This is a genomic window from Enterococcus sp. 7E2_DIV0204 (assembly GCF_002140855.1).
Lineage (GTDB): Bacteria > Bacillota > Bacilli > Lactobacillales > Enterococcaceae > Enterococcus_L > Enterococcus_L lemimoniae.
This window is the reverse complement of the sequence record NZ_NGKY01000001.1, coordinates 1,754,091-1,766,029: the sequence shown is the minus strand read 5'-3', so window position 1 is coordinate 1,766,029 and position 11,939 is coordinate 1,754,091. Positions and strand designations below refer to the sequence as shown.

Here is an 11,939-nt window from a genome sequence, read left to right as displayed (position 1 = left end):
TAATAGAGTCAGGTTGCTTATCTTGTTCTACTTTTATTCAAAATTTATTTAGCTTTATTTTCTAGTCCTTGTTTTTTCATTTCTTCATCTAAATGTTTACTGTAATTTTCAATGAATGCCAACATATTATCATATTGCTCTTCCGTTACTTGTTCAAATACCGTGTTGTCACGTTTTTGAAATTCATTATGCACTTTTTCATGAATATCAAAAACTGACTGACCTTTCCTCGTTAATCTAAAGTAAATTTCTTTTTTATTCTCAGCTTTTTGATAACTTTCAATTAGCTCTTTTTTTATCAGTTTTTTCGTTATTTTACTGATAGCTCCTCTTGTCATGTAAAAGGCTTCTGCAAGTTTCGTTACGTTGGGATCAGCATTTTTCCCAATGTATTCTATGCAGTGGACCTCCGAAGGTTTGTATTCTTTAAGAGCCTCTTCCATCTTAAGTTTATTCAACCAGATCAATTTATTAAATAATGCCCTAAATTCACTAATTGTTTGCTCTTTTTTGTTCATTTTCTACACCCCTGTCTGCTGGATCATTTCTATTTACAGTATAAAGAGTTATTGTTTCTATTTCAACAATCATACGAACTACTTTTTAAATAACGATTTTATAACAAATTTATTTCTTTATTGCCATTTTTTTAAAATCATATTATACTTTCCACATCTACTATTTTATAAACAGTAGACTGCGAATTCAAAAAAGGAAAGGAATTACTATCTTGAAAAATTTAAAATTAGGTTTAATTGGTATTTTTTGCTGGGGGCAACGTTGGTTAGCTTAGGTCCTGAATCTGTATCCGCAGTAGAATCTCGTTCCGTCATTGGTAACGATGATCGTGTTCAAATCACTGACACTACAGCCATGCCTTATCAAAGTACTGTCTTTATTGGTGCAAATGGCGCTCTCGGTTCGGGCTCTGTTATCGGAAAAAACACTGTACTAACAGCTGCTCATGTTGTATCTGGTATTAAAGACAATCCAAATACAGATTCTAACTATGTTATTCCCGGAAGAAACGGCGCAACTCTTCCTTATGGAAAATTCCAAATTAAAGAAGTTCATATCTTTAAACATTATTTAACGACTTCAAGTACAAGTGATGACGTAGCAGTACTTACTTTGGAACCAAATGATGGTAAGGGAATTGGCGATATTGTTAAACAAAAACCAATTATCTTAACAGATACAGTAACGATTGGAGACAATGTGTCGAGTACAGGTTATCTAGGGGATAAAACATGGGGAACCCAATGGGAAGCGAAAGGTAAAATCATTGGAAAACAAACAAATAGCCTAATTGATTACGACTTTGATACTTTCGGCGGTCAATCTGGTTCTTCCGTATTTAATGACAAGCATCAAATAATCGTTGTCCATTCTGCTGGCGGTGGTAATCGAAATGTGGGTGTTAAATTAAATTCTGAAAAAATTGATTTCATTTTAGAACATATTGGTGAAGCAAGCACTCCTATTGAGATAGCACCTAAAGAAATTGTCATTGAAAAAGACGCTATCGAACTAAATGCTGGGGACTCTATGACCCTTAAAGCTTCTGTTTTACCAGAGAATACAACCAACAAGCAATTACACTGGGAAACGGAGGATGAGGATATCGTTACTGTTGATAATACTGGTCATATCACAGCCGTAAATCCTAGTTCTACATGGATTTCTGCAACAACAGCTGACGGAAAAATCGCAGAACATGTTGAAGTTACTGTAAACGAAGTTGCTCCTAAAGAAATCGTGGTTGATCAAGAAAATGTAGCGTTATACCTAGGTGAATCAATGAAACTGAACGCTTCTGTTTTACCAACGAATGCAACTGATAAAGAACTATTCTGGATCTCAGATGATGTATCTATTGTTTATATTGATGATAATGGAACAATTACAGGTAAAAAACTTGGCTCTACAGAAATCTCGATTCTTTCTGTAACTAATTTTGGTGATATCGAAAAACGCATTACGGTTACAGTCAAGGAAAAATTAAACCCAGCTGACTTACCTTTCCCAGCTAGAACCGGTTCGCATTTTTCTAAGCAAGAAATGAAAGAAACTCGTGAAGTAGTCTCTAATACTGACAAACTCACTCATATTCTATTCCATTTAAAAAAACCTAACGCTTTATACGATTTAAAAATCGGTGAATTTGATTTCAACGGTGGAACTGGCATTTATAATGTCCAAGCCATTACACTAGGAAAACCATTCACACAATTTTATTACACAATCGATACTGACAGACAATTAACGGATAGTAAAATCGTTATAATGTATGTCGACAAGAAAAATCCTAAAATCGTAAAGGATTATTTCTTCGTTGAAAAAAGATAAAACTTTAACATAAAATTTTTAAGTGTTCAAGACAAAAATAGTTATTCGAATTTAGAGAGCGAAGCAAAACAGATCATTAGTTTTGCCTCGCTCTTTTACTTTTTTAACAAACTATTGTAAAACAGTTAGAAATCGCTAGTCTTTCCAAGCAAAATATTGACTTTTCCGCTCACTTAACGTACACTTTGTACTTGAATCTAATAATTAAATAGTACCTCAAATCGAGGTAGAGGTTGCGATTTTTATTAAGCTTGTGGAGTGAGAGGACACTTTGAAACAAGTCTAGGAACAATCGCCGAAATGCATAACAGCCTCCCTGTTATGTGTTGGGACGCAAGCGAACAACTTGCGGACTGTCTTAGTAGTGATGCTAAGTTGCGCTATGTTTTTGTTGAGAGTACCTGACGATAGTAGGCAGCTATGCATTTTGCATAGTTGTTTTTTTGCGTAAAAGGTCTGGATAAACGGCGGGAGCAGAAGCAATCCCTTCGAAAATAAGCCAGAATTCACAAAAATTTGGAGAGCAATTCTCGTGAATTCTTTCTTATTTCTCGGGATTAAACGCTTCAGTCCCAACCTCTAAACTAAATTATAGTAGAACAAATTCAGTGATGGAAAAGAAAGGAAGACAAACATGAACAAAAAAACATTTTCACTTGGCTTGCTAGTAGCATTTATTCTAAGTATTTTCTGTGCCCCAGTCTTCAGCCAAGCAGAAAACACAAATGGTGAATTCCGTGTCGGTATGGAAGCAGGCTATGCACCGTTCAACTGGTCGCAAAAAACCGATGCAAACGGAGCCGTGCCCATTCAAAGCAATTCTTCTTACGCCGGCGGTTATGATGTGCAAATCGCTAAAAAAATTGCAGATGGTCTCGATAAAAAACTAGTGATCGTCCAAACAAAATGGGATGGCCTAGCACCTGCCTTACAATCTGGCAAAATTGATGCAATTATCGCCGGAATGAGCCCAACAGCTGAACGGCGCAAAGAAATCGATTTTACCGATCCTTATTATGAATCTCAATTAGTTGTAGTCGTTCAAAAAAAAGGGAAATTCGCAGATGCTAAAAATTTGAAAGATTTATCTGGCGCGAAAATTACAGCACAGTTAAATACCTTCCATTATAGTGTGATCGATCAAATTCCTGGTGTCAGTAAACAACAAGCAATGGATAACTTTTCAGCGATGAGAACCGCCTTAGCTTCTGGTATGATTGACGGTTATGTGAGTGAACGTCCTGAAGGTGTCACTGCTACAAGTGTGAACAATGATTTAGAAATGCTTGAATTTTCTAAAGAAAACGGCTTCCAAACAAATGCTGAAGATGTTCAAATTGCAGTTGGTATGCGCAAAGCGGATCCTGAAATCAGTAAAGTAAATCAAATTTTATCTGGTATCTCACCAGAAGAACGAACAAAGATCATGGATCAAGCAGTCAAAGATCAGCCAGCCGCAGAAACAAGTGATAGCGAAAAAACAGGCGTTTTAGCTGACTTCAAGAACATTTGGGATCAATATGGTGGTATGTTCTTACGAGGTGCCGGTTTGACTCTATTTATCGCGCTGATTGGAACAGTTGTCGGTACGACTTTAGGATTATTGATCGGTGTTGTCCGCACGATTCCTGAATCTGAAAATAAAGTGAAACGCTTCTTCCAAAAATTGGGAAATGCCTTGCTTTCTATTTATATCGAAGTTTTCCGTGGTACACCGATGATGGTTCAAGCAATGGTTATCTTCTATGGTTTAGCTTTAGCCTTTGGGATTTCTTTAGATCGAACCGTTGCAGCCTTGTTTATCGTTTCGATCAATACTGGAGCGTATATGTCTGAAATCGTCCGTGGCGGGATTTTTGCGGTTGATCAAGGTCAATTTGAAGCAGCCCAAGCAATTGGAATGACTCATGGTCAAACAATGCGGAAAGTTGTTGTTCCTCAAGTCTTACGAAATATTTTACCAGCAACTGGAAATGAATTTGTCATTAATATTAAAGATACAGCTGTCTTGAGTGTTATCGGAGTAGCTGACTTATTCTTCCAAGGGAACTCTGCATCTGGTGCAAACTTCCAATTCTTCCAAACCTTTACGATCGTGGGCATCATGTATTTGATCATGACCTATGCCATCACACGTATCTTACGCGTTGTTGAAAAGAAAATGGACGGTCCTTCTGCTTATGTAAAATTAGAAGAAGCAGAAAATCTAAAAGAAAGCTAGGAGGAGAACAAGATGAATCAAATTATTGAAGTTGAACATCTAAGAAAAAGCTTCGGTGAAAATGAAGTCTTAAAAGATATCAATGTCACAGTAAATAAAGGTGAAGTTGTTACGATCATCGGTTCTTCTGGTTCCGGTAAATCAACGCTTTTACGTTGTATCAACTTACTAGAAAAACCAACTGGCGGAAAAATTATTTATAATGGTGAAAATGTCTTAGAACGTGGTTACAACTTGCCAAAATATCGCACTCATTTAGGAATGGTGTTTCAATCATTCAACCTATTCAACAATATGAATGTTTTAGAAAATTGCACATCCGGACAAATCACTGTACTGAAACGCAACAAAGAAGAAGCGAGAAAAACAGCTTTAGAAAATCTTGAAAAAGTTGGAATGGAGCGCTTTATTGATGCAAAACCATCACAACTTTCCGGTGGGCAAAAACAACGTGTCGCAATCGCCCGTGCGTTATCAATGAATCCTGATGTCATGTTATTCGACGAACCGACCTCAGCACTTGATCCTGAGATGGTGGGTGAGGTGTTAAAAACAATGAAAGACTTAGCTCATACTGGTTTAACGATGATCATCGTAACACACGAAATGGAGTTTGCTAAAGAAGTTTCTGATCGTGTAATCTTTATGGATAAAGGTGTAATCGCTGAAGAAGGTACATCTGACGATATCTTTGTTCATCCAAAAGAAGAACGGACGAAAGAATTTTTACACCGTATTTTGTCTAAAACTTAAATCAATCATTACTTTAAATATAGAGAAAAAAACCTTATGAACAGCAAACGTTCATAAGAGTTTTTTTATTTATATTTTCTAATCATCGGTGGTGTAAACGTATCTATAAAATCATTTATTTCCTCTAACGAATCCGAGAAACAGATCTTTGCTCGATCTTCCTTAGTCAAGAACCCATCTGTCACCATCTTATCAAAAAACTCTGCTACTAAATCGTAGTAGCCATCGACATTAAAAAAGATACAGGGATTTTGATGCTCCCCAACTCGGCCCCAAGAAACGACTTCCGTGATTTCTTCTAAAGTGCCTGGTCCACCAGGTAAAGCAAGATAGCAGTCAGCTAAATCGATCATTTTTCGTTTTCTCTCATGCATATCACTAACAATGTGCATTTCAGTAATGGCTTGATGAGCCAATTCCCGATCTATTAGAAAGGACGGCATTACACCAATAACTTGACCGCCAGTTTCAATAACGTGATCTGCTAAAATCCCCATCAAGCCAACATTTCCACCACCATAAACAAGGTCATAATCATGAACGGTCATCCATTGCCCTAATTCCTTCGTTCGCTCTTCATACACTGCTTTAGTTCCTTTACTAGCACCACAATAAACTGCCATTCTTTTCATAAAAATCCCACCTGTTCTTGCTCAATAAACATCTCGTTATGCTTCTTCATTTTGTGTTTGATAAGAAATATCATTAAACGATTTGATTGTATAATATTCTGTATTTTGTTCTTTTTCTAAAATCGAAATACTCGTATTCGCTAATGGCCCACCCTCACGCCAACGCGATTTTTCTTTACCAGTTAAGGAATTAATCAATGTGATCAGTAGGACCCCGTGAGCTACGATCAACACTTTGCCATCAGGGTATTCTTTGCTGATTTTTTCAATTGTCTCCGTTGAACGCTGAACTAAAGCGTCAATCGTTTCACCACCGAAGGCCTTAGGATCATATAAATCTGGTCGTTGTCTTAGATAGTTCGTTTGTTCATCCGTATGATCGATTTCGGCTCCTTCACGTTTGCCAAATCTGATTTCTCGCAAGCTATCCTGATAGTGAACTGTTAAGTCATCCAAAAAATTATTTTCTTTCAAAATATAATTTGCTGTATCCATCGCTCTTTTTTGCGTGCTGACGTAAGCTGCATCAAATGATAGATCACAAAGATAGCGTCCCGCTTGAATTGCTTGTTCAACACCAATCGGTAATAATGGCGAATCGATAGCGCCTCCTTGAAATCTCAAGCTTAGATTAAGTTCTGTTTTTCCATGTCTAACAAAATAAAATGTGGTCATGGATTTCTCCCTCCATTTTCTTAAGGCTTCCTGATACTTCATTATGATACTACAAATAAGTAAACTTTGCTCTGTCTCTTACGATGTAATGGTTGGTGTCTCTTCTGTATAGATTGCAGGTAAAATCGAAATAAAGGTAGCACCTTTTCCCTGTTTTGATTTCACTTGCATTTTTCCTCCATGTAATTGAACAATACGTGCTGCAATTGTCAGTCCTAAGCCATTTCCTACTGCATGGTGAGAGGGATCTCCTTGATAAAACTTATCAAAAATATGTTTCTGGGCATAATCCGTCATTCCAATACCGTTATCTTGTATGTTTACTTTCACAGCATTTCCGAAAACAGAACAACTAATCGTAATTGTTCCACCTATGTGAGAATAGCGAATGGCATTTTTTATCAGATTCAGCCAAAGCTGCATTAATAGCTCTTCATCTGCTGTAACACGTAAATGTGCCAGATCGAGCGACAGTTCGATATTTTTTTCTTCCCATAAATTTTGTAGCAATAAAATACACATCCGCAATTGTTCATCTAAGTAATAAGAAGATTTTTTCAGTGTGATTTTTTTCTGATTTTCAATTTTTGACAATAGTAAAATATTCATTGATAAATTACTGAGTCTTTCTGTTTCTTCCAGTATAATAGCAATACTTTCTTGCTTGTCTTTTTCTGATAAGTTGGGATTATTCAACTGCTTAGCAAAACCTCTGATCGAAACGATTGGTGTTTTAAATTCATGAGAGAAGTTGGTAATAAAGTCATTATGAACTAAATCAACATTTTTAAGCTCAGCAGCCATCAAATTAAAATTATCGATCAAGGCACCAAGTTCATCCTTTAATGTATCGTTTTCAATATGAATCTCAAAATTTCCTTTTGCAATTTCTTTTGTCCCCTCAACTAGATCATTAATTGGTTTTAAAATTCGTTTACTAACTACCAACGAAATCGTTGTTCCAATGATCACACAAGAAAGTAGAGTGATTGCTAAGCGCAAAAAAGGATACCCAGACAATGAATTAATCACGCCTATTTTCATCAACCCTAAAAGAATGACTCCTGAAATCATACTCGTAGAAACTAAAATCAAAAAAATCGTCCAGACAAATTGAAGTTTAAGTGATCTACTTCTCCTCATGTTTCACCGCCTTATAGCCTAAACCCCGAATCGTAATCAAATCAAAGTCTTTATTGTGAATCGTTTTTTCTCGCAGGCGCTTGATATGAACATCAATTGTCCGCTCATCCGCCATATTATCAATCCCCCAAATATCATCTAGTAATTGTTGACGAGTAAAAATTTTATTGGGATAAGATAACAATTTATATAGTAGTTGGAACTCTTTTTTGGGTAATTCTAAATAAGTATTTTCTGATTGGATCGACAGATTATCACTATCAATAACCGTTTTACCAACACGAATTTTTGCTTCCAATTCATTTTGAGTTCTTCTTAATAGAGCCTTGATCCGAAGTAAAAACTCTTCTTCATCGATTGGCTTAACTAAATAGTCATCTGTTCCAGCTATAAAGCCCTTCCTCTTGTCTAATGGTAAACTTTTAGCCGTGACCATGATGATCGGCAATTGTGCATTGATTGCTCTAATTTTTTCTGCAATTTGGTAGCCATCAATTTGCGGTAACATTACATCTAAAACGAATAAATCAACAGTTTCTTGCTCAATTATGGACAAAGCCTCCATACCGTTTTGGGCTTGCAAGGTTTGATACCCACTTTGCTCTAAAATCGTTACAAGCAATTTCCGTATATTTTTATCATCTTCTACAACTAAGATCGTAATCATTTTTTTACTTCCTTCATTTCTTTTGTTACTAACTATAGCATAAAAAAACAGAAGTTTGGATTCTTTTTCTTTGTTCATACTGAGTACATATTCATTTGTTAAACTAGTAAAGTAAAGAAGGGGGAGTCAAGCAATGCTACAAGTAAAAAATGTTAAAAAAAGTTATACAACTGGGGAATTTACTCAAATTGCTTTAAATGGTGTCAATATTAATTTTCGTGAAAATGAATTTGTCGCGATTCTAGGACAAAGTGGTTCTGGTAAAACGACTTTACTTAATATTATTGGTGGTCTTGATCAATATGACAGTGGTGATTTAATCATTAATGGCAAATCCACGACTAATTTTAAAGATGCCGATTGGGATGCTTATCGAAATAACAGCGTAGGTTTTGTTTTTCAAAGCTATAATCTAATCACTCATTTAAGCATTTTAGATAATGTAGAAATGGGGATGACCCTAAGTGGTGTCTCAGCTGATGAGAAAAAACAACGCGCTGTTGAGGTACTTGAACGGGTTGGACTAACAGAACACCTTCATAAAAAACCAAACCAACTATCCGGTGGTCAAATGCAGCGTGTCGCAATCGCACGAGCGTTAGCTAATGATCCAGATATTATTTTGGCTGATGAGCCAACTGGTGCCTTAGATACAACTACTAGTGAACAGATTATGGATTTAATCAAAGAAATTGCTGATGATAAATTAGTCATTATGGTAACACACAATCCAGAACTTGCTGAACAATATGCAGATCGGATCGTCAACTTTAGAGATGGTCATGTTATCCATGATTCTAATCCTTATTTGGAAGCTGAAGAAAGTAGTCATTATGATTTGAAAAAAACGAGCATGAGTTTCTTCACTGCCTTAAAACTATCTGGAAAAAATATCGCGACTAAAAAATGGCGGACAGGTTTGACTGCATTCGCTGCCAGTATTGGGATCATTGGAATTGCTTTGATTTTAAGTCTCTCCAATGGGTTTCAAAAGCAGATTGATTCCTTTCAAAGTGATGCATTAGCCGAATTTCCAATCATTGTTTCTCAGCAAGCAGTCAATATGGATGAAGAATCTTTAAATGAGCTTAGAGCCGATGGTCCACTGCATAAAAAAGAATTTGTCAAATCTGATAAAGTCTTCTTATATAATCCAGAAGAAAATAGTGTGACACATAAAAATGATTTGAATCAAAAGTACTTGGATTATTTAAATGCTATTGATTCTGACTGGGTTCGCAGTATTGGCTATACTCGAGTCGTTGGAATGAATATGCTTCGTAAAGTAGGCAACGAGGTCACACCAGTTTCTGTTTCAGTTGGCATGACCCGCTCCGGCGGGAATCAAAATGTCAGCTCAGGTGCAGGTATGACTAGTATGAACGGTGTTGGTCTATCTTCTTATCCAGCAGCTTTCAAAGATGAGAAAGAAACCTACCTCGAAAAAAACTATGACGTTTTAGCTGGAAGTTATCCTAAATCTAATACAGATATGGTTTTAGTGGTAGATAGTAAAAACCGTATTGATGAAAATACAATGAAAAATCTAGGGTTCTCGATTGATAACGTAGAGACGATCAATTTTAATGACATAGTAGGAACAGAATTAAAATTGATTGGCAATAATCAATACTTTGAAAAGACGAATATGGGCAATTTCATTCCTAAAAATAATTATGCCGAGATGTATGACAATGCCGAAATGAGTTTGACTATTTCAGCTGTTGTTCGTCAAAAAGAGGATGTTCAGGTTGCTATGCTTGGTCAAGGAATTGCTTATAGTGATACTTTAGTAGAAGATATCATTGCTAAGGAAGAAAATTCTGAGATCGTGAAAGCTCAAAAAGAGTCCGATATGAACGTAATGACGATGGAAAAATTAGATGCTGATTCAAAACAAAGCTTATTAGCTTATCTAGGTGGCGATTCTGCTCCAATGATGGTTTATATCTATCCAAAAGATTTTGAAACAAAAGACAAAATCGTTGATTACTTAGATGCTTACAATGATAAAAAAGACAATAAAAACAAAGTCGTTTACACTGATTTAGCTAGTACTGTTACTGAAATGACAGGCGGTATCATGGATGGTATCACCCTTGTTCTAGTTGCTTTTGCTTCTATTTCATTAGTTGTTTCGTTGATCATGGTGGGAATCATCACTTATATTTCCGTTTTAGAACGAACAAAAGAAATCGGTGTTTTAAGAGCTTTAGGTGCTAGAAAGAAAGATATCACACGAGTGTTCAATGCAGAAACGTTGATCATTGGTACTTGTTCTGGCTTATTGGGAATTACCATTGCATATGCCCTCACCTTCCCAGTAAATCAAATTATTGAAAATATGACTGGTTTGGCCAATGTTGCACAATTAAATCCGATCCATGCACTACTTTTAGTTGCTATCAGCATTATTTTAACCTTGATTGGCGGTTCGATCCCAGCTAAAATGGCTGCTAAAAAAGATCCAGTAGAAGCACTAAGATCTGAATAAACTGAACGGTCACATTATTTTAACTTGAGCTTTTGAGTTGAGATAGTGTGATTTTTATCTAGTTTTTGCTTTTATTGTCTGATATGCTACCATAGTAAAATAGACTGGAGGGATTTGTGTGGAACTTCAACATTATCAACAATGGATCAGCGATTTTTATAAAAAAAGAGGTTGGTATACACTTAGCTCATTTATTCGTGTAGGCTTTTTAGCAGAAGAAACAGGAGAAGTTGCTCGTGCCGTTCGAGCATTAGAAATTGGACGTGATCGTCCAGATGAAAAAGAAAAAGATCCTGAGCATCTGGTTCAAGACCTAACGGAAGAACTGGGAGATGTTTTGGATAATGTCTTCATTTTAGCAGACAAATACGATATTCGTTTTGAAGATATTCTAACCTCTCATAAATCAAAGCTAGAAGAGCGATTTAACATTTTAACGAACTCGAAAGAAGAAATACAATGAAAAAACAACTAACGATTAGAGTAATGGAAGAGCATGATTTACCAGGATTACTTGAAATAGAAAATACTATTTGGACCAATCAAAACTCCCCTGTCCTTCATCATTACGAATCTGTGGATGCATACAAAGAAAAAATCAATGGACGGATCATTTTTGTTGCGGTAGATGCAGATCAGGTCCACGGTTTCATTGATATTCACCATCCTACACCTCTAGCTGCACATAAAAAACAATGGATGTTTGGCATCGGTGTTCATCCAAACAGTCAGTCATTAGGCGTTGGCAGACAATTGTTGGATTATGTCAAAGAAGCTGCAGTTAAAGCAGGAATTCATAAAATCTCTTTACGTGTCATGGGACCTAATATTAAAGCCATTCAGTTTTATCGCAGAAATGGGTTTATCCAAGAAGCTTTATTTAAAGATGAATTTCTAATCAACGGACTATTTTGTGATGACTATCAGTTTGCCTATTTTGTTGATTAATCTCAGCTAGTTTTAATAGTTTCAGAAAACTTTAAGTATTTTCTGAAACTCCGCTTG

General features: G+C 36.1%; 11 protein-coding genes and 1 riboswitch. Of the genes, 6 read left to right on the top strand and 5 right to left on the bottom strand.

The window, feature by feature from the left end:
* Positions 1–44: 44 nt before the first annotated feature.
* The gene (locus A5819_RS08280; RefSeq protein ID WP_086278270.1) at positions 45–518 is read right to left on the bottom strand and encodes a MarR family winged helix-turn-helix transcriptional regulator; all 474 of its coding nucleotides are present in this window, start codon (positions 516–518) and stop codon (positions 45–47) included.
* Positions 519–780: 262 nt separating this feature from the next.
* Between A5819_RS08280 and A5819_RS08275 the strand changes: the two genes are divergently transcribed.
* The 3 genes from A5819_RS08275 (at position 781) to A5819_RS08260 (ending at position 5,323) form a co-directional block, all read left to right on the top strand.
* Positions 781–2,349: an Ig-like domain-containing protein gene (locus A5819_RS08275; protein ID WP_086278268.1), complete on the top strand. Its 1,569-nt coding sequence runs from the start codon at positions 781–783 to the stop codon at positions 2,347–2,349.
* Positions 2,350–2,568: 219 nt separating this feature from the next.
* Positions 2,569–2,740: riboswitch (Lysine riboswitch) on the top strand.
* Positions 2,741–2,983: 243 nt separating this feature from the next.
* Entirely contained in the window at positions 2,984–4,570 is a 1,587-nt protein-coding gene (locus A5819_RS08265) for an ABC transporter permease subunit (RefSeq protein ID WP_086278264.1), read from the top strand.
* 12 nt (positions 4,571–4,582) lie between these two features.
* On the top strand, positions 4,583–5,323 hold the full coding sequence (locus A5819_RS08260; protein WP_086278263.1) for an amino acid ABC transporter ATP-binding protein: 741 nt from the start codon (positions 4,583–4,585) through the stop codon (positions 5,321–5,323).
* Between the two features lie 65 nt (positions 5,324–5,388).
* Here A5819_RS08260 and A5819_RS08255 read toward each other — a convergent pair whose 3' ends face one another.
* The 4 genes from A5819_RS08255 to A5819_RS08240 form a co-directional block, all read right to left on the bottom strand.
* Positions 5,389–5,955 (bottom strand): TIGR00730 family Rossman fold protein, encoded by a 567-nt coding sequence (locus tag A5819_RS08255; protein ID WP_086278261.1) that lies wholly within the window; start codon positions 5,953–5,955, stop codon positions 5,389–5,391.
* A gap of 36 nt (positions 5,956–5,991) precedes the next feature.
* Positions 5,992–6,630, bottom strand: a complete 639-nt coding sequence (locus A5819_RS08250) for a histidine phosphatase family protein (RefSeq protein WP_086278259.1) — start codon at positions 6,628–6,630, stop codon at positions 5,992–5,994.
* A 78-nt stretch (positions 6,631–6,708) separates the two neighbouring features.
* Positions 6,709–7,773 carry a HAMP domain-containing sensor histidine kinase gene (locus A5819_RS08245; protein ID WP_086278256.1) on the bottom strand — a complete coding sequence of 355 codons (1,065 nt, stop codon included), beginning with the start codon at positions 7,771–7,773 and terminating at the stop codon, positions 6,709–6,711.
* On the bottom strand, positions 7,760–8,440 hold the full coding sequence (locus A5819_RS08240) for a response regulator transcription factor (RefSeq protein WP_086278254.1): 681 nt from the start codon (positions 8,438–8,440) through the stop codon (positions 7,760–7,762). Before A5819_RS08240 ends, A5819_RS08245 begins: the two co-directional genes overlap by 14 nt.
* Positions 8,441–8,573: 133 nt before the next feature.
* Here A5819_RS08240 and A5819_RS08235 point away from each other — a divergent pair, with 133 nt between their 5' ends.
* The 3 genes from A5819_RS08235 to A5819_RS08225 all read left to right on the top strand — a co-directional run bounded on the left by A5819_RS08235 (position 8,574) and on the right by A5819_RS08225 (position 11,882).
* Positions 8,574–10,934 carry an ATP-binding cassette domain-containing protein gene (locus A5819_RS08235; protein WP_086278252.1) on the top strand — a complete coding sequence of 787 codons (2,361 nt, stop codon included), beginning with the start codon at positions 8,574–8,576 and terminating at the stop codon, positions 10,932–10,934.
* Positions 10,935–11,052: 118 nt separating this feature from the next.
* On the top strand, positions 11,053–11,397 hold the full coding sequence (locus A5819_RS08230) for a MazG nucleotide pyrophosphohydrolase domain-containing protein (protein WP_086278250.1): 345 nt from the start codon (positions 11,053–11,055) through the stop codon (positions 11,395–11,397).
* Positions 11,394–11,882, top strand: coding sequence for a GNAT family N-acetyltransferase (locus A5819_RS08225; protein WP_086278248.1), 489 nt, complete (start codon positions 11,394–11,396; stop codon positions 11,880–11,882). Before A5819_RS08230 ends, A5819_RS08225 begins: the two co-directional genes overlap by 4 nt.
* Positions 11,883–11,939 lie beyond the last annotated feature (57 nt).

Bases quoted from the DNA above. Each gene is read 5' to 3' on its own strand.
- A5819_RS08280 (WP_086278270.1), bottom strand. From the start codon at position 518: ATGAACAAAAAAGAGCAAACAATTAGTGAATTTAGGGCATTATTTAAT.
- A5819_RS08265 (WP_086278264.1), top strand. From the start codon at position 2,984: ATGAACAAAAAAACATTTTCACTTGGCTTGCTAGTAGCATTTATTCTA.
- A5819_RS08260 (WP_086278263.1), top strand. From the start codon at position 4,583: ATGAATCAAATTATTGAAGTTGAACATCTAAGAAAAAGCTTCGGTGAA.
- A5819_RS08255 (WP_086278261.1), bottom strand. From the start codon at position 5,955: ATGAAAAGAATGGCAGTTTATTGTGGTGCTAGTAAAGGAACTAAAGCA.
- A5819_RS08250 (WP_086278259.1), bottom strand. From the start codon at position 6,630: ATGACCACATTTTATTTTGTTAGACATGGAAAAACAGAACTTAATCTA.
- A5819_RS08245 (WP_086278256.1), bottom strand. From the start codon at position 7,773: ATGAGGAGAAGTAGATCACTTAAACTTCAATTTGTCTGGACGATTTTT.
- A5819_RS08240 (WP_086278254.1), bottom strand. From the start codon at position 8,440: ATGATTACGATCTTAGTTGTAGAAGATGATAAAAATATACGGAAATTG.
- A5819_RS08235 (WP_086278252.1), top strand. From the start codon at position 8,574: ATGCTACAAGTAAAAAATGTTAAAAAAAGTTATACAACTGGGGAATTT.
- A5819_RS08225 (WP_086278248.1), top strand. From the start codon at position 11,394: ATGAAAAAACAACTAACGATTAGAGTAATGGAAGAGCATGATTTACCA.